At 35.4% G+C, this 23,340-nt stretch carries 17 protein-coding genes and 2 tRNA genes; 10 read left to right on the forward strand and 9 right to left on the reverse strand.

Translation table 11 applies throughout. The features are described from left to right. Position 1: 1 nt before the first annotated feature. The 4 genes from DRF65_RS05770 to DRF65_RS05785 all read right to left on the reverse strand — a co-directional run bounded on the left by DRF65_RS05770 (position 2) and on the right by DRF65_RS05785 (position 3,234). A tRNA-Asn gene (locus DRF65_RS05770) sits at positions 2-75 on the reverse strand. A gap of 976 nt (positions 76-1,051) precedes the next feature. Further along, positions 1,052-1,125: transfer RNA gene (locus DRF65_RS05775), tRNA-Asn, on the reverse strand. A gap of 80 nt (positions 1,126-1,205) precedes the next feature. Further along, positions 1,206-2,687, reverse strand: coding sequence for an RIP metalloprotease RseP (gene rseP, locus DRF65_RS05780; protein ID WP_115969670.1), 1,482 nt, complete (start codon positions 2,685-2,687; stop codon positions 1,206-1,208). A 106-nt stretch (positions 2,688-2,793) separates the two neighbouring features. Beyond that, the gene (locus DRF65_RS05785; RefSeq protein WP_115969672.1) at positions 2,794-3,234 is read right to left on the reverse strand and encodes a DUF6646 family protein; all 441 of its coding nucleotides are present in this window, start codon (positions 3,232-3,234) and stop codon (positions 2,794-2,796) included. Between the two features lie 185 nt (positions 3,235-3,419). On the opposite strand from DRF65_RS05785, the gene DRF65_RS05790 reads away from it, so the two are divergent. Next, positions 3,420-4,172 (forward strand): nitrilase-related carbon-nitrogen hydrolase, encoded by a 753-nt coding sequence (locus DRF65_RS05790; RefSeq protein ID WP_115969674.1) that lies wholly within the window; start codon positions 3,420-3,422, stop codon positions 4,170-4,172. Between the two features lie 42 nt (positions 4,173-4,214). Here DRF65_RS05790 and DRF65_RS05795 read toward each other — a convergent pair whose 3' ends face one another. The 5 genes from DRF65_RS05795 to DRF65_RS05815 all read right to left on the reverse strand — a co-directional run bounded on the left by DRF65_RS05795 (position 4,215) and on the right by DRF65_RS05815 (position 8,646). Next, complete coding sequence (locus DRF65_RS05795) at positions 4,215-4,514, reverse strand: thioredoxin family protein (RefSeq protein ID WP_115969676.1); 300 nt, start codon at positions 4,512-4,514, stop codon at positions 4,215-4,217. 17 nt (positions 4,515-4,531) lie between these two features. Then, positions 4,532-4,903 carry a rhodanese-like domain-containing protein gene (locus tag DRF65_RS05800; protein ID WP_115969678.1) on the reverse strand — a complete coding sequence of 124 codons (372 nt, stop codon included), beginning with the start codon at positions 4,901-4,903 and terminating at the stop codon, positions 4,532-4,534. A 4-nt stretch (positions 4,904-4,907) separates the two neighbouring features. Continuing rightward, positions 4,908-6,317: an MBL fold metallo-hydrolase gene (locus DRF65_RS05805; protein ID WP_115969680.1), complete on the reverse strand. Its 1,410-nt coding sequence runs from the start codon at positions 6,315-6,317 to the stop codon at positions 4,908-4,910. 636 nt (positions 6,318-6,953) lie between these two features. Continuing rightward, complete coding sequence (locus tag DRF65_RS05810; protein ID WP_115969682.1) at positions 6,954-7,433, reverse strand: hypothetical protein; 480 nt, start codon at positions 7,431-7,433, stop codon at positions 6,954-6,956. 28 nt (positions 7,434-7,461) lie between these two features. Continuing rightward, the gene (locus DRF65_RS05815) at positions 7,462-8,646 is read right to left on the reverse strand and encodes a hypothetical protein (RefSeq protein WP_115969684.1); all 1,185 of its coding nucleotides are present in this window, start codon (positions 8,644-8,646) and stop codon (positions 7,462-7,464) included. 1,448 nt (positions 8,647-10,094) lie between these two features. Between DRF65_RS05815 and DRF65_RS05820 the strand changes: the two genes are divergently transcribed. The 9 genes from DRF65_RS05820 (at position 10,095) to miaB (ending at position 23,336) form a co-directional block, all read left to right on the forward strand. Continuing rightward, a complete protein-coding gene (locus DRF65_RS05820) occupies positions 10,095-11,621 on the forward strand; it encodes a helicase HerA-like domain-containing protein (protein ID WP_115969686.1) in 1,527 nt (508 codons plus the stop codon). Positions 11,622-11,693: 72 nt separating this feature from the next. Continuing rightward, positions 11,694-13,232 carry a T9SS type A sorting domain-containing protein gene (locus DRF65_RS05825; protein WP_115969688.1) on the forward strand — a complete coding sequence of 513 codons (1,539 nt, stop codon included), beginning with the start codon at positions 11,694-11,696 and terminating at the stop codon, positions 13,230-13,232. A gap of 6 nt (positions 13,233-13,238) precedes the next feature. Beyond that, positions 13,239-15,674 carry a delta-60 repeat domain-containing protein gene (locus tag DRF65_RS05830; protein ID WP_115969690.1) on the forward strand — a complete coding sequence of 812 codons (2,436 nt, stop codon included), beginning with the start codon at positions 13,239-13,241 and terminating at the stop codon, positions 15,672-15,674. A 156-nt stretch (positions 15,675-15,830) separates the two neighbouring features. Next, positions 15,831-17,054 (forward strand): 3'-5' exonuclease, encoded by a 1,224-nt coding sequence (locus DRF65_RS05835; RefSeq protein ID WP_115969692.1) that lies wholly within the window; start codon positions 15,831-15,833, stop codon positions 17,052-17,054. Between the two features lie 261 nt (positions 17,055-17,315). Next, on the forward strand, positions 17,316-18,518 hold the full coding sequence (gene lysA / locus DRF65_RS05840; protein WP_185148454.1) for a diaminopimelate decarboxylase: 1,203 nt from the start codon (positions 17,316-17,318) through the stop codon (positions 18,516-18,518). 336 nt (positions 18,519-18,854) lie between these two features. Next, positions 18,855-20,588 (forward strand): thiamine pyrophosphate-dependent enzyme, encoded by a 1,734-nt coding sequence (locus DRF65_RS05845; protein ID WP_115969696.1) that lies wholly within the window; start codon positions 18,855-18,857, stop codon positions 20,586-20,588. A gap of 136 nt (positions 20,589-20,724) precedes the next feature. After that, positions 20,725-21,204, forward strand: a complete 480-nt coding sequence (locus tag DRF65_RS05850; RefSeq protein WP_115969698.1) for an energy transducer TonB — start codon at positions 20,725-20,727, stop codon at positions 21,202-21,204. Positions 21,205-21,316: 112 nt separating this feature from the next. After that, on the forward strand, positions 21,317-21,730 hold the full coding sequence (locus DRF65_RS05855; protein WP_115969700.1) for an energy transducer TonB: 414 nt from the start codon (positions 21,317-21,319) through the stop codon (positions 21,728-21,730). 169 nt (positions 21,731-21,899) lie between these two features. After that, a complete protein-coding gene (gene miaB / locus DRF65_RS05860) occupies positions 21,900-23,336 on the forward strand; it encodes a tRNA (N6-isopentenyl adenosine(37)-C2)-methylthiotransferase MiaB (protein ID WP_115969702.1) in 1,437 nt (478 codons plus the stop codon). The last annotated feature ends 4 nt before the right edge of the window (positions 23,337-23,340 follow it).

Below are 23,340 nucleotides of genomic sequence, written 5' to 3' on the forward strand. Positions count from 1 at the left end.
GCTCCTCCTGCTGGGCTCGAACCAGCGACCCTCTGATTAACAGTCAGATGCTCTAACCAACTGAGCTAAGGAGGAATGTCCTTTGTTTTAAGTGGTGCAAATATAATATGAATATCCGTACTAAGCAAGTTTTTATTCCTTAATATTTAACGAAAATTGCTATCGTTTTATTTTTCAATAAATTAAAATTACATAAAATAATTAGAATTAAAATTGTGCGTGAGAAAAACGGTCTCCAAGGGGACTTTTTTCATAAATAAATCTTTTATATCAGTAGACGCAGGTAATGGATTGGATCATGAATAGTAAGTAATCAATATCTTTTGATATGTTTTTAGGAAAAACTGCTCGAGTGATTTCTTTTCCCAGCTGATCTTATCAATCTTCTCCATATGTGGAGAAGCCATTAATATGATTATTACGGTTCAAAGAATGAATTTGTGTGGCTTTAACCAATAGAATATTTTCAATCATAAACTTACTCTTGGTGAAACCATTTAATTCTGTAAAAGAATAGTGTTTCTTTTATCTCTGAAATTAGCTAATAATTAGCTTATTTCGTCAGGTTTTATAACATTGAAGAGGGTATGTCTTCAAATCATTTTTTAAGCTCCCTGATGGGCTTATAAAAGTCCTGCATATCAAATCCGGTAAAAAGAATTTTGGTACTGTTTCAGTTCTGACTGAGAAAATAATAAAGCTACAGCGCAAGGAATGGTATCAAAAAGTATTATTGATGTTACTTTAAATTCTACATAAAGCTTTAGTAGATATCCTGAAGGAGGTAAAGGTCAAATGAATGAAATTGATTCTTTCCAGGCAGATAGATAAGACTATCGTTTCATCAATATGTTATCGTGATTATTAGCATTCCTAAAATAAAGCGGTTGAATATTTGTTCTTTGATTGGGTGAGCATAAATTTTTGTATATCCCCAAGTTTTGTATCTGATCCAAATAATTTAGCCTTGAATCTTATAAAATTTCTCAGTGTTCTAATTTTGGAATAAGTAGAAATAAAAAAAGACCTACATTTCTGTAAGTCTTTTTTGCTCCTCCTGCTGGGCTCGAACCAGCGACCCTCTGATTAACAGTCAGATGCTCTAACCAACTGAGCTAAGGAGGAATGTCCTTTGTTTTAAGTGGTGCAAATATAGGACGAATATTTATACCCTGCAAATATTTTTAAGAAAAATTTTCAAAAAATTATAAAGTTCCCGTAATGGCTTTAATAATATCGCTTCCAAAGATCAGTGCCATCAATCCTAAAAGGAAGATAACTCCCACCATCTGAGCATTTTCCAATACTTTTTGAGGAACCGGTTTTCCTACGATCATTTCATATAGCGTAAATAAAACATGTCCGCCATCAAGTCCCGGAATAGGAATAAGATTCAGGAATGCCAACCATACAGAGAACATTGCTGTAAAACCCCAGAATGCAGACCAGTCTATGGAAACTCCACCTTTTGCATCTTTACTTACTGGCATATTCTTAACAATAGCAAGTGGCCCACCTACTTTTTTATATCCCTGAACTTTTTTGTTAAAAATTAATTTAAACTGCTTGATCTGATACGTTAAACTTTCAATGGTAAGGGTAAACCCTCTTTTTATAGAACCAAAGAAGTTGTATTCGTTATGAACCATAAATTTCTCAGCTTCCTTGAAAGAAAGAATTCCAATAGTTCCTTCTTTAGATACCGGGATTTTAAGGTCTTCAGTCTGATTGTTTCTTACTACCTGGAAATCTACTACTTTTCCTGCATTAGGAACTACCAAAGGCTTTACTTCATCATAATAGGAAACAGGAGTTCCATTGATGGCAACAATTTTATCACCTAGTTTTAAACCTGCGTCAATTGTAGATTGAGTAACAATGGTATCAATAATAGGATTCATTCTTGGGGTTAAGAATGATCTTGGTTCCGGATCATGAAATGCCATTACTTTTCCATCATCATTCGTTGGGAAAGTAACGTCTTTTCCATTTCTGGAAACGGTTATTTCATCACTTAATAAAACATCTAATGCCAGTTTTTTGAAGTCTTTCTGGACCTTTCCGTCTACTTTCAATATTTTATCTCCATCCTGGAATCCCATTTTCTTAGCCGCAGCAGTATAATGAAGAGGAGTTGTGATTTTATCAGCGTCAAAAATCGTTTCCCCATTTTTTCCAACTAAGGCTGAGAATATTAACCAGGCTAAGAAGAAGTTTACGGTAACTCCACCCAACATGATGATAAGTCTCTGCCAAGCCGGTTTAGATCTGAATTCCCATGATTCTGCCGGTTTTTTCATCTGAGCAGTATCCATACTTTCATCTACCATTCCGGCAATTTTTACATATCCACCGAAAGGAAGCCATCCGATACCGTATTTGGTTTGCTCCGGATATTTTCTCCAATCATCATCAGAAAGTTTTGATATATCGATAGGAACTTCTTCCTTTTTTCCGTTTACCTCAGTTACTTCCGTATCAGGCAGATTCTGTGAGAAAAATTTATACTTCCATTTTCCGTTGATTTTCTTCATCGAGAATATGGAGAAGTAAGGATCAAAGAACAGGAAGAATTTTTCTGCTCTGGTCTTGAACCATATTGCCGGTAAGAAGTGCCCAAGCTCATGAAGAACTACAAGTATAGAGATACTCAGAATGAACTGGAAGAGTTTGATTGCTATTTCCATTAATAAATTTTAGATTTTAATTTGCAAAGGTAACAATTATCAAAACTATGCCAAATAAAAAAGCCCCTCGAAACGAGAAGCTTTGTCATATTTCAGGACTATTTGATTATAAATTGAAAGAAACACCCAGACTTCCGTTATTACCTACCTCTGCAAATACCCCAATTCTTTCTGTAAAGAAGTAGCGTGCTCCGATATGAGCTCCTATTCCAAAGTCTTTTCCAACAACTCCTACGTCAACACCAGGATAAATATCCAACTTTGGCGGAAGGCTTAAAGCTTCCTGAAGGTGGAAATTCAATCTGCCAAAAACAAACACCCGGTTATCCTTATCGTTGTTCTTATAATTACTGAAATAGCCATTAAGACCTGCTCCAACGGATATGAGCTTGTTCAGTCCGTAGTCGTAAGTTCCTGTTACCCCGGTTCCATATCCCCAGGCGCTCAGACCCAGTTGGATTTTTTGATCTCCTTTTCCTGTCCATGCCTGAGCATTAGCTGTGATTCCGAAAAAGAACATCATCACCATAAAAACCAATTTCTTCATAAGCTTTATAATTTTTAATGATATTAATAAAAATTACCTGCATCAAAAATGAAACCGAAAGATGTTGAATAGTACAAAAACAGAAGACTTTAATAAATATTAAGAATTATAGGCCGCCTTTCTTTATTCAACATAAAAGGCGTATTTTTATCCTTTAGATATTGAATTAATTTAAAATAAAAAAGATGAAGATTGTAGGGCTCAATTTGGATATCATCTGGAAAAATAAAGCTGAAAACTTTAAAACAATAGAGAACGAACTTGAAAACCTGGAGGCAGATCTGTTTTTACTTCCTGAAATGTTTTCAACAGGCTTTTGTATGGATGCATCAGAAGTTTCTGACAGAAATGAAGAATCTCTGAAGTTTTTAAAAAAGATCTCGAAGGAGAAAAATGCAGCATTCTGTGGAAGTGCTCCGGTAGAGGAACAGGGTAGTTTTTACAACAGAATGTATTTTGTACAACCGGATGGAGAAGTTGCTTTTTATGATAAAAGACATTTGTTTTCTTTCTCAGGAGAGGATAAAGTATATACTCCGGGGAAAAATAGGGTCATCGTAGAATATCAGGGAATACGGTTTTTGCTCCAGGTATGCTATGATCTTCGTTTCCCTGTGTTTGCAAGAAATAATGATGATTATGATGCTGTTTTATATGTTGCGAATTGGCCTGAAAAAAGAGTAGGAGCCTGGGAGCATTTACTAAAAGCAAGGGCTATCGAAAATCTTTCTTTTGTATTTGGATTAAACAGAATAGGAACGGATGGAAACAATCTGTTTTATCAGGAGAGCTCACATTGTTTCTTTGGTGATGGAAAAGAAATTTCAGATAAAAAAGGAAATATTGTCTCAGCAGAACTGGATATGAATGAATTGAAGGATTTCAGAACACACTTCCAGTTTTTAAATGACCGCGATCATTTTTCAATGGATTTATAAAAATAAGGCTGAGTTTTAGTGAACTCAGCCTTATTTTTAGTCTTAACTATATTGTTGCAGAAGATTGGTCAATGTATTGACATCATGCACTCCGCTTTCTTTCCAGAGAAGCTCTCCGTTTTTGAAAACAGCTAAAGTAGGCACACCTCTTACCCCATATTGTGCTGCCAGAGCAGGGTATTGGTCTACATCTACTTTGATGATTCTGGCTCCTTCGCCTATATTTTCTTTTACCGTATTTAAAACCGAAGACTGAACTTTGCATGGTTGGCACCAGGTGGCAAAAAAGTCAATAAGTACCGGTCTTTCGGAATTGATGATTTCCTGAAATTTTTGTGACATAGTTTAAGTTTTATGAATTACTTTTTATCAGCTTCGTTCTGGATGCCTTTCACATTTTTCCAGCTCGTTCCATCATAGGCTTCCACTCCGTTTTTCTTTAAAATTTCCATAGCCTGATCTGCCTGTACTCCTTTATTGCAGAAGACAACCACTTTTTTACCCTTCAGGGTTTCAATATTGTTCTGAATTTCTGCCAAAGGAATATTGATAGCATTCTTTGCTGTTCCTGCAGCGTATTGCTCAGGAATTCTTACGTCTACCAATGTTACATCCGGACTGGTCACAACATCCTTAATGTTAGCCTTGGGAGCTTCCGCAGAATGAGTTGTTTTACAGCTGCTTAATGCTAAAAATGAAACCAAGGCAATTCCAAAAAAATTAACTTTCATGAGGTTATGATGTTTTGGATTGGCATACAAAGTCTGTTGTAGGAAGTTTTTCTGTTTTTTTAATACCGTTAAAACCTCCTTCTATTTCAGTGAAGTTCCTGATTCCGTGCGAATTAAGTATGCTTGCTGCAATCATGCTTCTATATCCTCCTGCACAATGAAGGAAGAAATGTTCCGAGCTGTCAAGATTTCGGGCCCAGTCGCTGATGGAATCCAAAGGTCTGTTATAAGCATTATCAATATGCTCAGCAGAATATTCCGTTAGTTTTCTGACATCAATTACTTTTGCATCAGTTGTAAACTGTTCTGCAAATTCAGAAGGGGAGATTCTTTTCACTTCGTCGATTTCTTGGCCCGCATTTTTCCAGGCTTCAAAACCTCCTTTCAGATATCCTACAACATTATCAAATCCCACTCTGCTTAATCTGATGATCACTTCCTCTTCAGTTCCTTCCTCCGTTATCAATAATAGAGGATGTTTTACATCTACGATTAATGTTCCTACCCAAGGGGCAAAATCACCTTTTAAACCTATGTTAATAGAATTGGGCACAAAACCTTTATGGAAATCTGCAGCTCCTCTTGTATCCAGAATCAAAGCTCCCGTTTCTTCAGCCAATGCTTCGAAATCTTCAGGAGACACAGGTTGCAGTCCTTTGTCCATTATTGTATCCAGACTTTCATAACCTCCTTTGTTCATCGCTACATTCATTCCAAAATATTTTGGTGGTGCAGTCAGTCCGTCAAGTACTTCTCTGATAAAAGAAGCTTTATCCGGTTGATTAAGAGCGTAATTTGTTCTCTTTTGATTCCCTAAAATATCTACCGTTTCCTTCTGCATATTTTTTCCACATGCGGAACCTGCTCCATGAGCCGGATAAACAGTTATGCTGTCATCCAATGGCATAATTTTGTTCTGAAGACTGTCATACAGAATACCTGCAAGATCTTCCTGAGTAAGATTGGTTGCTTTCTGTGCAAGATCTGGTCTTCCCACATCTCCTAAAAACAGAGTATCCCCTGTGAAGATTGCTGTTTCCTTACCATCTTCATCAATTAAAAGATAAGTAGTACTCTCCATAGTATGGCCTGGAGTATGAAGTACTTTTATTTTTATTTTTCCAATTTCAAAAACCTGGTTGTCTTCTGCGATAATGGCTTCAAATTCAGGAGCAGCAGTGGGGCCGTACACAATAGGAGCTCCGGTTTTTTTACTCAGATCCAGATGCCCTGAAACAAAGTCAGCATGGAAATGAGTTTCAAAAATATATTTTAAAGTGACATTATCTTTTTCCAGACGATCCAGATAAGGTTTTACCTCTCTTAATGGATCAATAATGACAGCTTCGTTTTCTGATACAATATAATAGGCACCCTGAGCCAGACAGCCCGTATATATTTGTTCAATTTTCATTGGGGTATTTTTTTAATAGTTAAAGATACAAAGTATTAGATAAATTCTAAATCAAATGTTAAATTCCATTGATAGTTTCTTTCAATACTTGTTAAACAAATGTTTAAGTTTCTTTGTTTTTTCAGCAAAAAGAATGCCTTATATAAGGTTGAGTGATAAATGCTGTTTTTTATCATGTTCTTTCTGTGGTTAAAGGTTTGTATATGACTGTTTTATATTATAATACTACAGGATGTAATCACTCAGTTTTCAATATAATGTTTATACAATATTCAAATCCGGAGTATTCAATCAGCCCATATTGTAAAGCTACAAATAATATAAATTATTCTTGTTGATAGGTTTATTTGTCTAGTAATGAGAAGGTTTTTTCTAAACACACTGCGAGGTAAGATATTAATTTTCAAGAAAGAGTTATTTTAGATGAAAAGTTTAATCATCTTATAAATATTGAAATGGCAATTCTAACATTGTTTATATCAAATTTTAAAACAAGATACATAAAGTAAAAAACCAAAGCAATAATTTTATTGCTTTGGTCTAATTAATATTTTTAATTAAAAGTCTATAATAGACTTTTAGGGCTTATCAGTGTTTTTTTTATTACAAATATCTGATTACATGTTACTTCTTACTTTATTTTTCTTTAAAGTCTTTAGGATTTGCGGGATCTTTAGGTTCCTTTGTTTCTGTTTCGTCATCCCATCCACCTGGTTTATCATTTTTAGGTTTAGGTGGAGGAGTAACGTCTGTATAAGAAGCTGGAGTATCATCCTTAACCTTATCAGAAGTTTCTCTCGCTTTACCCATAACCCCTGCTGCTGGACCGGTTACTGTTGCTGGGTTACCCATTGATGTCTCTACACTGTCATTAGATCCTTTAATATCAGAAGTCACTGATTTGATAAAATTGAATATAATATTGGACTGTGGTGATGTTTCTCTCACAATTTTTGGGTCTTGTTGTACTTTTTCTTGAGGCTTAAACGGATCATGAGGAGGAGTACTGATTGATTCGTTTTCTTCTTTTGGTATGAATCCAGAAAGTTCCTGCTCTGATTTGCTACCTCCCGCAGCCGTACTGCGGCCAAAATTAAATATATCTTGAAATGCCATATTTTTGTTTATTAATAAGTTACTGAATTTATAAATTATGAGGACGAACCACAGAGAAAGTCTCTTTACTACTATCAATGTTAGGAATTTGCTTAGTCTCGAAAATAGTATGGTTGACATCCAGAGCGGATACTTTTTCTGCCATTCCTTTTGCTCTGTATTTATCATTCGCTGCCAACAACTCTAAAGCGGATATATGAACAGGGAATGTTTTAATTCCAATATCCTTAGTAAACATAGGATGACGGGGTGGACTAGATTTCTTATATGGATTAACTAATTCCTCAAAATTCAATCCAATATATCCGTCAAATGTAATAGGTATTTCGTAAGTAAATTGTTTTACCTGACGTCTTTGTGTTGCTAAAGTTTCAACACGAGAGTTTTTCGGAATAGATCCTGAAACATTAGAATTTGATTTCCATGCTGTTGTTAGGGTACCAGAAATCGTTCCTGTTAAAGAAAGTCCTAAGTCTGCACTTAATTCTCCACGACCGATAGCCGTACCTGTTCCTGTATAACTTAATCTGTTTGAATTGGTGAAAGTAAAATTAGTTGTTTTAGTCGTTGCTGATTGAGCTGCGGCAGAAATTACGCTTTGGGTACCTTGGTTGTCTTTATGATTGTGCAAATGCTTGGTTTTCGTGATGGTATTGCTATCATATTTTGCTAAACTATTAGATAAGCTCTCTGTTAAAATGGTCTCTATAGTTTTTGAAATTTGTCCTTGTAACTCTCCAGCAATTTTTCCTCCAAAGGTAGAGCTTCCCATACCTGCCAAAGTCCAATTGATGGTATTTCCTACGGTAAATTCAATATTGTCAGAAAATTGACGGTCGAGATCCGACCTGTTTTCATAGCTTCTCGTAGATAATATATCCGCCACAGGCTGAATAATGTTTGACCTTTCTTCAAACAAAGGAGCTCCAATCTCAAAAAAAGCCATCCATCCTCGTTTTGCCGCGTTTGGATCAGGAAAATTACCAAATTTTCTATCATTGATAGATATTCCTATTGGTGATAATTCGACAACCTTATCATTTACTTTAACCTCCTGTCCATTCTCATTTACTTGATTATAGGTTAAACCAATTAGTTTTTTATTCATGATTCCCTTAATCAATTCATCAGTTATTCCTAACTCTTCCATATTTTCAACCGTAAGGATGCGGCGTTTCGCAGGATCCACAGTATATGTTGGTATTTTTGCCATATTTTTTAAATTATAATTTGTTATTCTAATAACCCTTGAAAGCGGGGAATTAGTTGTTAATGATTTGTTTTGTCGTATGCTCCCGACATAGAGTTTTATAATCAATTTATTTATATATATTCTGTACTGCGCACATACAAAATATAATATTGATGTATTGACTAATTTTTAAATGAAAAGACCAGCCTGGGATATCTTTTTAACTACTATTACGAAAATAGAGGTGACTGTCATCAAAACTTGTAGTATAAAATAAAATTTCTGAATAAAATTTTAAGTGACGTTTCGCAAGAGCCAACAGTCTATATTGCTTGTTGTACTCTATTTTTATAATCAATTTATTCATATATATTCTGTACTGCGCACATACAAAATATAATATTGATGTATTGACTAATTTTTAAATGGAAAGAACAGCCTAGGATATCTTTTTAACTACTATTACGAAAATAGAGGTGGCTGGCATCAAAACTTGTAGTATAAAATAAAATTTCTGAATAAAATTTTAAGTGACGTTTCGCAAGAGTCAACAGTCTATATTGCTTGTTGTATTCTATTTTTACAATCAATTTATTTATATTCTGTACTGCGCACATACAAAATATAATATTGATGTATTGACTAATTTTTAAATAAAAAGACTAGCCTAGGATCTCTTTTTAATTACTATTACAAACATAGAGGTGGTTGGCGTCAAAACTTGTCGTATAAAAAAAAATTTCTGAATAAAAATTTTAAGCGACGTTTCGCAAGAGTCGACAGTCTATATTGCTTGTTGTACTCTATTTTACAATCAATTTATTCGTATATATTCTGTACTGCGCACATACAAAATATAATATTGATGTATTGACTAATTTTTAAATAAAAAGACCAGCCTAGGATCTCTTTTTAATTACTATTACAAACATAGAGGTGGTTGGCGTCAAAACTTGTCGTATAAAAAAAATCTGAATAAAAATTTTAAGTGGAGTCGACAGTCTATATTGCTTGTTGTACTCTATTTTACAATCAATTTATTCATATATATTCTGTACTGCGCACATACAAAATATAATATTGATGTATTAACTAATTTTTTAAATAAAAAGACCAGCCTAGGATCTCTTTTTAATTACTATTACAAACATAGAAGTGGCTGGCGTCAAAACTTGTCGTATAAAATAAAATTTTTAAATGCCGGTAGATTATTTAATGAATACAAGTTTTTAAGGTACTAATATTTCTATTGTCTAACTTGTTAATATATTTTTTAATAGTTGTTTTCATGGTGTTGGATCATGCTTTGTTCTTGAATGCCTCAAAGAATTTAGCATAATTTCTCCTAATCATAAACTGATCATACGATTGCGAAAATAAGACATCGATACGCTTTCTGGATTTTCCGAAAATAATTATTCGAAAATTATCCAAAAAAAATTATATTTTTAAGCTTTAAAAGCGATCAAATGGCAGACAAAGCACAATTTATTGAAGAATTAAATGCTAGATACACTCCTAAGGGAGATCACATCATATTAGGAAAAGGAATGCTGGACGGAGAAGTAGTACCGGAAGTGAATGTAACGATTCCTCTAAAAACAATCAACCGTCACGGCCTTATTGCCGGAGCAACCGGAACCGGAAAGACCAAAACGTTACAGGTATTTGCAGAACAGCTTTCTCATCAGGGAATCCCATCACTGGTGCTGGATATTAAAGGTGATTTTTCAGGAATTGCAGAAGCTGGGCAGATGAATTCCATTATTGAAGAGAGATATGCAAAAACTCAGTTGCCTTATACGCCACAAGGATTCCCGGTAGAGTTGATGAGCATTTCCGGAGGAGAAGGGGTAAAGCTGAGAGCAACCGTAACAGAGTTCGGACCTGTTTTATTAAGTAAAATTCTTCAGCTTAATGATACCCAGCAAAGTATCATGTCTATTGTCTTTAAATATTGTGATGACAAAGGACTTCCTTTGATCGACCTTAAAGACTTAAAGAAAGTTCTGCAGTTTGTTACAGATAATGCACAGGGAAAAGCTGAGCTTGCCGCTAACTACGGATCAATAGCACCGGCTTCTTTGGGGGCTATTCTAAGATCTATTGTAGCTTTAGAGCAGCAGGGAGCGGGAGATTTCTTTGGAGAATTAAGCTTTGATGTTCAGGATTTGCTGGAAACCAGAGATGGAAAAGGAGTTGTAAATATTTTAAGAGTATCAGATATTCAGAATAAGCCACAGCTGTTCTCTACCTTCATGCTTTCACTTTTTGCAGAGATCTATATGACTTTCCCTGAGGAAGGTGATAGCGGAAAGCCGAAACTGGTGCTCTTTATTGATGAAGCACACTTGCTTTTTGATGAAGCTTCAAAGACCCTCCTTTCACAGATTGAAACGATGGTAAAACTTATCCGTTCAAAAGGAGTGGGAATTTATTTTATTACCCAGATTCCTGGTGATGTACCAGAAAGTGTTTTGTCTCAATTAGGATTGAAAATACAGCATGCTTTGAGAGGCTTTACAGCAAAAGATAAAAAGGAAATTTCAAAAGCAGTTGAAAATTATCCAACCACAGAATTTTATAACGCTTCCAATCTGATTCAGAATATGGGAATTGGAGAAGCATTTGTAACCGCTTTAGATGAGAAAGGAATTCCTACACCATTAGTTCATACCTATCTTATTTCCCCGGAATCAAGAATGGATGTTCTGAGTGGAGCAGAAATTACAGAATTAACGTCCAGCTCAGCTATGGTAGCCAAATATGAACAGGCAATAGACCGGGAATCTGCTTATGAAATGCTAACCAACAGAATGGAGCAGGCCGCTCAGAATCCAGCACCAAATCAACGAACAAAGCCGGTAAAAGAAGAGCCGGGAATGTTTGAACAGGTACTGCAAAGCCAGGCAGGCAGAACATTCACCAATACATTAATGAGGGAGGGCGCAAAAGCTATTCTCGGGATGTTTGGTTTAGGAGGAAGGAAAAGATGACAAAAAATAAAATAGGGAAAAGAAATTTTCCCTATTTTTATATAAACTATAATAACACAAATTAAAACACATATGAGAATACAATTATTTATTGTGCTTATGTCGCTATCCCTATCAAAAGCGCATGGGCAGAGTCAGTACTTGGACTCCAATTTTAACGGAGCAGGTTTCTTACAAACCGATTATAAATCTAAAAGTTACGACGAACTATCCAATATTAAGCTTTCCAATAATGGCTTGTATGCATTCGGGAGAGTAACAATAGAAGATTACAAGTCCTATGAAAGTGGTTTTGGAGTTCTGAAACACAACCTTACTTCAGGGTTGAATCCTACATTTGGCAACCAGGGAAAAGCAAATTATTATTTTGATTCCTATCACTATGCCGATTCCACAAGGGATGTATATCCTTATGCTGACGGATCATTTTTAATTCTTTCCGATTTGGGCTTAACTAAAATAGACCAAAACGGAGTACTGGACCCCAATTTTGCTTTTAACGGAAAACAGGAATTTGAATATGGACAAAAAACCTATACCAGGCTGTTGGTTCTACCCAACAATAAAATTTATGTTTTCGGGCAAAAAGGAGATGATCTGTATATTGAAAGATATAATCCGGATGGATTTTTTGATTTCTCGTTCGGAAATCAGGGAACCCTTACGATAGATGTAGGCTCACTTGATATCATTAACGATGCTAAATTGCTGAACGACGGCAGGATTTTGATTACAGGCTACAGCCAAAAACAGGTTAATAGTAACTCTTCAGGAAATACAAGGTACAATTTTATAAAAAAAATAAACCAGGACGGAACACTTGATCCCGCTTTCAATTATGATGATATTCCAAGCATCTACGATAATCCGGGATATTTCAAAAAAATGCTTGTAGACAATTCTAATACTTACGCATATATTATCAATAAAGTAAGTGAATGTGACCATAGAGTTTTAAAAGTTAATTTACAGACATTAGCATCTTCTAAACTTTTTGTAAACCCTAGCGGAACCCCTTGGCTGTGTAGTAATTTAAATCCTAAATATGTTGTAAATGATATTATTCTTGATGGAGATAGAATGTATATTGCCGGAACAGAAAAAATAAACGCAAACAACTCTATGTGGGTGACCCGCTACAATTTAGACGGAATTATGGATACAACCTTTGCCAATCAGGGGAAGTTCAATTATTTTACTTATTCTGGTAATCCGAATTCTCCGGTAGATGACGTGGTAAATCTGGAAAGCATACAGCTGGCTCCAGACGGAAGCCTTTATGGTGGCGGAAGATTGAATAATGATTTTCTGGTTTTTAAAATTTTAAAGACTCTTACGTTGGAGGTAAATGAATCGAAATCAGATAAAACTCATATTTTGAACGTATATCCCAATCCTGTAAAAGATTTTTTATTTGCTGAAAATAAGAATCTTACAGGAAATATTCAGATTTCGGTTTATGATATGTCTGGAAAATTGGTGAAAAAACAAAATTCAGATTCCCGCAATGAAAAAGCTTCAATTGATCTTTCTGACCTGATGTCAGGAAATTATGTAATAAAATATGAGGCTAAAAACTTTTCTCAGTCTGTAAGGATTATAAAAAAATAACACAAAATGAAAAAAAATATACTATTACTTCTTTTTTCAGGGGTCTTTCAGCTGGGTTTTTCTCAACAGGGAGTTCTTGAAACTAATTTTGGTCTTGGAAAGTTCAGCTATGTTGAAAATGATAACGAAAAACAGATTCTGAATGCTATTGAATATACTAATGATACCGTTTTTGCCGCAGGATATTCGGGCCCTGTAACGGATGTATCTCTTCCTAATGCAGAAGGTCGTTTTGTATATAAAGACCGTTTCTTTTACTATAACAACAAAAATCATAATAAGATAGCGGTCTCTATTGGTGATGAAGGCTCAAGAGCCAATGCCATTAAGTATAGTAAGGGTTATGTTTATCTGGCGGGCTATTCAAAGGATAAAAACAGGAAAAGCTTTGCAGTGGTAAAAATTCATGCAAGAACTGGAGCTTTAGTTGTTTCTCCAAGCTTTAACAGGGATTCTAAAGTTATTACAGATTTTACAGGAAATGATGAAGCCAATACCATTGATATCAAGAATAATAAAATCTGGGTGGCAGGTAAAGCCGGAGTCAATGCCGTAATTGTTCGGTATAATGTCACCAACGGTTACGTAGATAAAACTTTTAACCAAAAGGGATTCATGCTATACCCGATTGGAACACAATCTGAAATTAAAAGTCTCAAAATTCTTCCTGATGATAAAATGCTGATTGCAGGAACTACAAACAATGGAGCGCAATCAGATTTTTTTATTGCAAGACTGAATCCTGACGGAACTTATGATTCTTCTTTTGGAACGAACGGGATTAAAACGATAGATTTTTTTGGCGGGAATGACCAGCTCAACGTGATGAAGATTTTATACAATGGCAAAATCATGCTGGGAGGCTCTTGTACAAGGATGGTCAACAATATTGATGCAGCATTGGTAAAACTTAATGCTGACGGAAGTTATGATACTTCTTTTGGCGGAGCTGGAAAAGTTACTTATGATGAGGGAACTAAAGAAGATGTAGTGAATGATGTAGATGCTAAGGTAAATGCCAGTAGCCAGGAAATTATTTATGCTATAGGGTATAAAAAGCCAGGAGTATACAAAGATGTTTTATACAGGGAGTTCGATGCTGACGGAAGTACATTTGCCAGTGGACCAGCCGTTAATAACTTGAGTAACTACGATGATTATCTGGTTGCAGGAGCATTTGATGTTTTGCCTGTAGGGAATTTTACAAGTCCAATGACAATGTATGGTAATCTGTTTTGTAGGGAAGCTACGGGGAATTATATTCAATTTAATAAGCTTGGCAGTAGTATGACCATGTTACCTGTAGAATGTGGATCTTCTTATGCTACAGAAATCAATAATATTAAAGTAAGACAGGATGGTAAAATATATGTACTGTACCAGAATCAGCTGAAAAGATATCTGGACAACGGAACCCCGGATCTGTCTTTCGGAAATAATGGAACCTTTACCGGAATGGCTGCCAGTGAATTCGACCTGTTACCCAATAATAAAGTGGTGGCTAATGTTTTTATCTATGGAACCAATACGCAACGGTATAGTGTTATTTTAGATGATAATGGAAAAATTATAGATAATTTCGAGTTTAAAAACTTACCGGGAGCAGATCAGAGATATATTAATAAAATCATTTATTCTGCTGCCGAGAATAAAATGTATGCGTATTATTCCTCATATGGTACTCAATTTTCAAGCCCCGTGATGTGCAGATATAATTTAGATGGCACTATTGATGATTCTTTTGCCAATAATAACAAATATATCCCTGTTATCCAGAAATATGGTTCATATGACGCTGATTTGACCAAATCAGATGTAAACAGCCAGAGAATTGTAACCATTGATTTTAAAACAGATAAAAAAATTATTAAACAATATGATCTTGATGGCAATCCTTCAGGAAGTTTCGGAACTATAGGGACTATGGAAATTCCTTATACTCCTGACACTAATTTTATATTTAAAAAAGTAGCTCTGGATAATCTGAATAATGTTTATATCATTACAGAGAAAACAGAAAACTTCAATACGACTCTGCTTGTAGAAAAATATAACTCAACAGGGACTTTGGATACATCTTATGGAAATGGAGGGATTTTCGAATATGCTTACAATTCTGCTGATTCAAATGCTCATTTTTATAACATTAATGTTCAGGGTGATAATAAATTGCTGATGGCTGGAAAACGCGGAAAGTTATTTGTAGATAATGACGGATATACAATAAGGGTAAATACCAATGGTACCTTAGATACCAGTTTCAGTATCCAGAATGATGGCGTGTTTTCTGATAGGGAAGATGGTAATCCCAATGACTTCTTTGAAAATATCAGTGCTATGGGAATCACTCCAAATAACGAGATAATTATAGGAGGACTTAATAAGAATAGAAGTACTGGAAATGCAATAACTTATACCGCAAAAATCAAAAAATTGAAATAATTTTATATATTAGTGACTAAGTGGTAAGCTTTTTGGGTAACTTATTTTGATATATTTTTTACTATTTTAGCAGGTTATCTTCACTGGCGGGAAAAGAATATCAGATGAAAGAGTTAAAATTTTTAATAATAAACACAGCAGTTAAAGGGAAAATCAATGTATTCAATTATAGACATAGAAAGTAATGGTGCAGGTTATAGAAATGAATGCATTATAGATATTGCCATCTACAGATATGATGGGCAGAAAATTACAGATCAGTTTATATCGCTTGTCAACCCGGAAGGAGATATTACTCCTTTTGTTCAGAAACTGACCAGTATTACACCAAAAATGGTGAAGACAGCGCCGAAATTCCATGAAATAGCCAAAAGAGTTATTGAAATTACCCAAAATACAACATTGGTGGGGCACAATATTGATTTCGATTACAGAATGCTTCGTCAATCATTTAAAAGGCTTGGTTATGATTTCAAAATCAATACTTTAGATACTATTCCGTTAGCGAAAAAACTGATTCCTGATGAAGTGAGCTATTCTCTCGGTAAGCTGGTAAAGTCACTGGGAATCCCCTTGACTAATCATCACAGAGCTGATGGAGATGCCAGAGCAACCCTGGAACTGTTTAAACTTTTAGTATCAAAGGATACTGAAAATGAAATTATTCAGAAGCAACATGATGAAACCAATGCCAAGACCTATATCAATAGGATTAAGGTGCTTACACAGGATCTTCCGAATGAAAAAGGATTCGTTTATTTTCAGGATGAAGCCGGAAGAATTATTTTTTCCGATTATGTGCAGGATATCAATAAATTTTCAAAAAAGTTATTCAATTCCAAATCAAAAAAATGGGAACAGGTTCAAAAGGATGCTGAACAGATTAATTTTGAACTTACCGGAACAGATATTATTGCCAAATTAATCCTGAACTCTAAAAATAGTAAGAAAAAAGAAGTTCTGCCATTCGGACTTTATTTCAGAAACAAGAAATATGTTGTTGAAAAAAATACACTCAATAAAACAGAAAAAGCAATTCTGAAATTCAGGTCATTTACTCAGGGTACAAAAGCCGTTCAGTTTATTGGTGCTCAGGAAGAATACAATGATGTAGCAGTGTTAAAGCAGAAGATAGAGTTTAGAAAAAGAAACGAGCTTTGGTTGGGTACCGGAAGAAAATTAGGTGAGAAGCTATTTTTAATTATTGAAAACGGAAAGGTAATATCCTTTGGTTTTTATGAGCTGTTTACACAGATACAGACATTAAGTAAGCTTGCCAAATTGAAAATTGATCTTCAGTTGTCTTCAGCAGATTTGAATAATGAACTGCAGCTTGCCCTTTTGCGCGGTGATTTTGAGACATTACCCTTGCCTAAATAATAAAGAAATTTAGACGTTAAATTTTGATTAGGAAGAAGATACTTTTTAAATCAATTATCTTCAAATAAAAAATAAATAGTACTTTTGCAAAAAATAAATCGAAGCAATGCAAAATTTTAAACAAATAAAAACTGGAAAAAAGGGAGCTGTTAAGTTCTCTAAGGTTTGGAATATTTAAAAGAGTTGTCTTGCATAAAAAATAATCAATGTGGCAGACTCTTTTTTTGAAGAATCTGCCTTTTTTTATGTTAAAATCAAATTATGAATTCACAAGAATTATTAAAGATTGCCAATGAGTTTGGCACACCAGTGTATGTTTATGATGCTGAATCCATCAAAATTCAATACGAGAAGCTTACGTCTTCCTTTTTAAAACATACTAAGTTCTTCTATGCGGCGAAGGCGTTGACGAATATCAATATCCTTAAATATGTCAAGAAACTGGGTGCATCTTTGGATTGTGTATCTATTAATGAAGTTAAACTAGGGCTAAAAGCAGGATTTCCAAAAGAGAAAATATTGTTTACTCCCAATTGTGTTGACTTGGCTGAAATAGAAGAAGCAATGTCTTTCGGAGTTCATATTAACATTGATAACATTTCCATTCTTGAACAATTTGGGAATAAATACGGAAATTCTTACCCTATCTTTGTAAGAATCAACCCGCATATCTTTGCCGGAGGGAACTACAAAATTTCAACAGGTCACATCGACAGCAAGTTTGGAATCTCTATCCATCAGCTTCGTCACATTGAAAGAGTGATGAAAAGTACCAACCTTAACGTTGAAGGACTTCACATGCACACAGGAAGTGAGATCAAAGATCCTGAAGTTTTCCTTCAGGCGCTGGATATCATGCTTGAACTTTCTGAGCATTTCCCTAATCTGAAATATCTGGATATGGGAAGTGGCTTCAAAATCCCTTATCAGGACAATGAAGAAGAAACAGACGTTAAAACATTAGGGAGAAAAGTAGAGAAAGTTTTAGGCGAATTCTCAAAAACAACCGGAAGGAAATTCGAATTATGGTTTGAACCGGGTAAGTTCTTAGTAGGAAAAAGCGGATACCTTTTAGTGAAAGCAAATGTCATCAAGCAAACTACTGCTACTGTTTTCGTTGGAGTAAACTCTGGATTTAACCACCTGATTCGTCCAATGTTTTACGATTCTTACCACGCTATTGAAAACTTGTCTAATCCAAAAGGTGCAGAAAGAATTTATACGGTAGTAGGAAACATCTGCGAAACAGATACTTTTGCATGGGACAGAAAATTACACGAAGTAAGAGAAGGTGATATTCTTGCATTCCACAACGCAGGAGCTTACGGTTTTGAAATGAGTTCAAATTTCAATTCAAGATTAAAACCTGCTGAGGTGTTATTCCTTGACGGAAAAGCCCACCTCATCCGTAAAAGAGATGAATTTGAAGATTTATTGAGAAACCAGATTGAAGTGGTGATATAAGTTAATAGAAAATAATAAATAAACGGCTGTCCTTTGGGATGGCCGTTTTGTTTTTATGCTAAGCCTGCCGGATAAATAATATGAAACCTATATTCTACGTTTGCAAAGGTACTGAGTAAAATATATTTACGACTTAAAAATCATCATACCTAAATTACAAACCTTAGCGACCGCTACGTTAAAATAAAAATCATTGAGTTAAGATTTAAAGAAAAATTTACAAGTTTTTTAATATTTATGATGGCTGGGTTTATCAATTAATTAGCTAAATTTGATAGGCTTAGGTTCTTTTTAACCTAATCACACTACAGAAAAACAACACCAAATCTATTAATTATGGCCAAAAATATAGCAGAGCAAATTGTTGAAATGCTCGAAAATGCCAATGTGAAAAGAATTTATGCAGTTACCGGGGACAGTCTCAATCACCTAAATGTTGCGGTAAAGAAAAGCAGCATTCAATGGATTCATGTAAGACATGAAGAAGTTGGAGCTTATGCCGCCGCCGCAGAAGCTGAACTTGATGGGCTCGCGGTATGCGCAGGAAGCTGTGGTCCCGGCCATGTTCATCTGATTAACGGGGTATATGAAGCGCATAGATCTCATGTTCCGATGCTGGTAATTGCCTCTACGATTCCCAGTGATGAAATGGGCATGGATTATTTTCAGGAAACTAATACCATAAAGCTTTTTGACGATTGCAGCTATTATAATCAAATGATCACAAGGCCTGAACAGGTGCAGCGAACATTTCAGACTGCTATTCAACATGCAATTTCCAAAAAGGGAGTTGCAGTGATAGGTCTTCCGGGTGATGTTTCAGAATTGGAGGCACAGGAAACAACAACTTCCACCCAGATCTTTAAGACCAATCCATTAATCAGACCATCGGACGATGAGTTGAAAAATTTGGCTACTCTCATCAATGAAAGTAAAAAAGTTACCCTTTATTGTGGAATCGGTGCCGCTGAAGCCAATGTTGAGGTTGTACAGTTGTCTCAAGTATTAAAAGCACCTGTAGGATATTCATTTCGGGGAAAAATGGCTATTCAGCCTAATAATCCTAATGAAATCGGACTGACAGGGCTGTTGGGATTTCCTTCAGCTTATCATGCCATGCACGATGCAGATCTTGTTATTCTTCTCGGAACCGATTTCCCATATCAGAAGTTTATGCCTGTGAAAAATAAAATTGTTCAGATTGATGAAAGCCCGGAAAGGCTGGGAAGAAGAGCAAAGCTTGAATTGGGGCTTACAGGAGATGTTAAACAAACCATTATGGCCTTACTTCCAATGCTGAATGAGAAAAAAGATGTCGACTTTCTCAATGAGCAGTTAGCGTTTTATGATAAAGTAAAAGAGAACCAACTTGAATATGTAAGAGATTCAGGAAAAGAAGATGCCATTCAGCCGGAATATGTTGCCCATACATTAGATCAGTTAGCTAAAAAAGATGCCATTTTTACGGTAGATACAGGAATGTGCTGTGTTTGGGGAGCAAGATTCATTACAGGAACCGGAGAAAGGAAGATGTTGGGATCATTTAATCATGGATCAATGGCTAATGCAATGCCTATGGCTATTGGAGCATCCTTGTCACATCCAGAAAAACAGGTGATTGCGATGTGTGGGGACGGAGGATTATCTATGCTGCTGGGAGATATGGCCACTATTTTCCAGTATAAACTTCCGGTAAAGCTGATCGTATTCAATAACAGAACCCTGGGAATGGTAAAACTGGAAATGGAAGTGGGTGGAATGCCGGATAATGAAACAGATATGATCAACCCGGATTTTGCATTAGTTGCTCAGGCGATGGGGTATCCCGGAAAAAATGTTCATAAGCCTGAAGAAGTAGAAAATGCTATTAAGGAATGTCTTGACCAGGACGGACCCTATCTTCTTAATATCTTTACAAATCCTAATGCATTGGCACTACCACCGAAAATTGAACTGGATCAGGTGTTGGGGATGACCAAATCTATGGCTCAGCTAATGTTGGGTGGGAAAATGGATGAGGTGCTTGAAACAGTGAAAAGTAATTATAAACATATTAAAGGGCTGTTATAGAGATTATTCTAAATGTTTTAAACAAATACTATAGAAAACATTTTTTTAGAACTTCACACATTGTGTGAAGTTTTTCTTTTTTGTAAGACATTTAAATATTTACCTTTGTTTATTAATTTAATGAATAGATCAGGCTATGAAAACGATACTTTTATTTTTTGCTCTTTGTTTTACAAACTTAGTTTTTGCCCAGGAGCTTGAGGATAGAGATGAGTCTTTTATTGTAGAAAATAATAAAAATCTTTTTAAAATAGACATCAAAGAACCTTTTATGCAGGTTGCTGTAAAGTGTAATGATTTTAAACCGGCTGCTTTCGAAGGAGGAGCTTCAGCATACAAAGATATCCTGAGCAAATATATGTATACCTATCTGAATGCAGATTTTTATACGCTGAGCGGGGACTTTACATTTACTTTGATTATGGATGAAACAGGGAAAGTAATTGATGCCGTTGGTAATCCAAAAGTTCTGCATAGCGAAGCTTTTTTTGATGATATGCAGTATGTAGTAAGAAGAATCAAAAGAAGTTGGAAGCCTGCAACCTGTAACGGACAACCTGTAAAATCTCAGATGAAAGTGAAAATGAATTTTTCTTCCTTATCAATAGACATGTAAATTCCACATGAATAAATACCAATCATTTTTCTTACTGTTTTAAGGTAAAATCAGGGATGATAGATTGTTCTCTGGGCAAGCTACCTTTTTTTATTATTGACAGACTATAACTATGAAACAAACCATTTTAATTGTACTTCTGTTTTTTGGATTTATGGGTTATTCCCAGGAATCACAAGCTCCCAAAGAAAAAGTAATGACTTCACAAAATGCAGAATTTCCGGGAGGAGATGATGCTTTTGCTAAAGAGTTTTTGCAAATGGTTCATTCTTATATCGATTTGGGGAAATATGCAGTAAACGGACAGTTTGTTTTTGTTTTTGATGTGAATACAAGTGGTAAGATAGAGAACCTTGATGTGTTGCCAAAAGTAAAAAACAGCGAAATGTTTATTGATGATATGAAATTTGCGATTAAAAAAGTAAAGAAAAAATGGAAGCCGGCAGTTAAAGATGGACAGCCTGTAGTTTCTAAGAAAATCATCAAAATTAACTTTACATCAGATCATTTTGATCACGGAGATTAATACTCATTAAGCAGAGGAAAATCACATCTTTTATGAGTTTAACAGATCATAATAATCCTCCTGCCATTCTGTCACAATATTTTGTATCTTTGCAGACTCATCTGTTCGTAGTTTAAAATTCACGGAACAAATCCCTGTGTTTTAATCCCGAACCTTTAAATTGATTATCGTGCAGGAAAAATATATAGACGAGACAAAACAGGGTGAAGCATTTGCTATTGCCGAAAGACCTGAAAACTCTAAAAAACTGTTTTTAGAAAGCTATGGCTGTCAGATGAACTTCTCTGATTCAGAAATTGTTGCCTCCATTCTTAACGAACAGGGATATAATACAACAATGAAAGTTGAAGAAGCTGACCTGATCCTGTTGAATACATGCTCTATCCGTGAAAAAGCTGAGCAGACGGTAAGAATGCGTCTTGCCCAGTTTAAAAAACTTAAGAAAGAAAAACCAAATATGACGGTAGGAGTTCTTGGGTGTATGGCGGAAAGATTGAAAACTAAATTTTTAGAAGAAGAACAGCTGGTTGACCTTGTAGTAGGACCGGATGCCTATAGAGATTTACCTAATCTATTGAAGGAAACTGATGATGGTAGAGATGCCATCAATGTAATTCTTTCCAAAGAGGAAACCTATGCAGATATCAATCCGGTTCGTTTAGGCGGAAACGGAGTAACAGCTTTTGTTACCATTACCAGAGGTTGTGATAATATGTGTACATTCTGCGTTGTTCCTTTTACAAGAGGTAGAGAAAGAAGTCGTGATCCACATTCCATTATTGAGGAATGTAAAGACCTTGCCAATAACGGGTATAAAGAAATTACCCTTTTAGGACAGAATGTAGACTCTTATTTATGGTACGGGGGTGGTCCTAAAAAAGACTTTGCAAAAGCATCTGAAATGCAGAAGGCAACTGCAGTAAACTTCGCTCAATTACTTGATTTAGTAGCGAAAGCAGTTCCTGAAATGAGAATCAGATTCTCTACATCAAATCCTCAGGATATGAGCCTTGATGTATTCAGAACGATGGCAAAACACGATAACATCTGTAAATATGTACACCTTCCTGTTCAGAGTGGAAGCAATAATATGCTTGAAGCAATGAACAGACAGCATACCCGTGAAGAATATCTTGAACTGATCAGAAAAGCTAAGGAAATTGTTCCGGAAGTAGCCTTTTCTCAGGATATGATTGTAGGATTCTGTAATGAAACAGAAGAAGATCATCAGGATACATTAAGCCTGATGAAGGAAGTGGAATATGACTATGGGTATATGTTCGCTTATTCGGAAAGACCGGGAACCCCTGCCCACAAGAAAATGGAAGACAATATTCCTGCTGATGTGAAACAGAGACGTCTTGCAGAGATTATTGCCCTTCAGGGAGAGCTTTCCAGAATGAGAATGAAGTCTTATGTAGGAAGAATGCATAAGGTTCTGATTGAGGGAACTTCCAGAAAAAATGAAAACCAATGGAAAGGAAGAAATTCCCAGAATGCCGTTTGTGTCTTTGATAAACTTGAAGGACAGGAAATAGGTGACATTGTGGAAGTTTTTGTGTATGATAACACTCAGGGTACGCTTTTAGGAAGAATCACAGAATAAATTT

Origin of the sequence: Chryseobacterium pennae, assembly GCF_003385515.1 — a bacterium.
GTDB lineage: Bacteria > Bacteroidota > Bacteroidia > Flavobacteriales > Weeksellaceae > Chryseobacterium > Chryseobacterium pennae.

Bases quoted from the DNA above. Each gene is read 5' to 3' on its own strand.
- rseP (WP_115969670.1), bottom strand. From the start codon at position 2,687: ATGGAAATAGCAATCAAACTCTTCCAGTTCATTCTGAGTATCTCTATA.
- DRF65_RS05785 (WP_115969672.1), bottom strand. From the start codon at position 3,234: ATGAAGAAATTGGTTTTTATGGTGATGATGTTCTTTTTCGGAATCACA.
- DRF65_RS05790 (WP_115969674.1), top strand. From the start codon at position 3,420: ATGAAGATTGTAGGGCTCAATTTGGATATCATCTGGAAAAATAAAGCT.
- DRF65_RS05795 (WP_115969676.1), bottom strand. From the start codon at position 4,514: ATGTCACAAAAATTTCAGGAAATCATCAATTCCGAAAGACCGGTACTT.
- DRF65_RS05800 (WP_115969678.1), bottom strand. From the start codon at position 4,903: ATGAAAGTTAATTTTTTTGGAATTGCCTTGGTTTCATTTTTAGCATTA.
- DRF65_RS05805 (WP_115969680.1), bottom strand. From the start codon at position 6,317: ATGAAAATTGAACAAATATATACGGGCTGTCTGGCTCAGGGTGCCTAT.
- DRF65_RS05810 (WP_115969682.1), bottom strand. From the start codon at position 7,433: ATGGCATTTCAAGATATATTTAATTTTGGCCGCAGTACGGCTGCGGGA.
- DRF65_RS05815 (WP_115969684.1), bottom strand. From the start codon at position 8,646: ATGGCAAAAATACCAACATATACTGTGGATCCTGCGAAACGCCGCATC.
- DRF65_RS05820 (WP_115969686.1), top strand. From the start codon at position 10,095: ATGGCAGACAAAGCACAATTTATTGAAGAATTAAATGCTAGATACACT.
- DRF65_RS05825 (WP_115969688.1), top strand. From the start codon at position 11,694: ATGAGAATACAATTATTTATTGTGCTTATGTCGCTATCCCTATCAAAA.
- DRF65_RS05830 (WP_115969690.1), top strand. From the start codon at position 13,239: ATGAAAAAAAATATACTATTACTTCTTTTTTCAGGGGTCTTTCAGCTG.
- DRF65_RS05835 (WP_115969692.1), top strand. From the start codon at position 15,831: ATGTATTCAATTATAGACATAGAAAGTAATGGTGCAGGTTATAGAAAT.
- lysA (WP_185148454.1), top strand. From the start codon at position 17,316: ATGAATTCACAAGAATTATTAAAGATTGCCAATGAGTTTGGCACACCA.
- DRF65_RS05845 (WP_115969696.1), top strand. From the start codon at position 18,855: ATGGCCAAAAATATAGCAGAGCAAATTGTTGAAATGCTCGAAAATGCC.
- DRF65_RS05850 (WP_115969698.1), top strand. From the start codon at position 20,725: ATGAAAACGATACTTTTATTTTTTGCTCTTTGTTTTACAAACTTAGTT.
- DRF65_RS05855 (WP_115969700.1), top strand. From the start codon at position 21,317: ATGAAACAAACCATTTTAATTGTACTTCTGTTTTTTGGATTTATGGGT.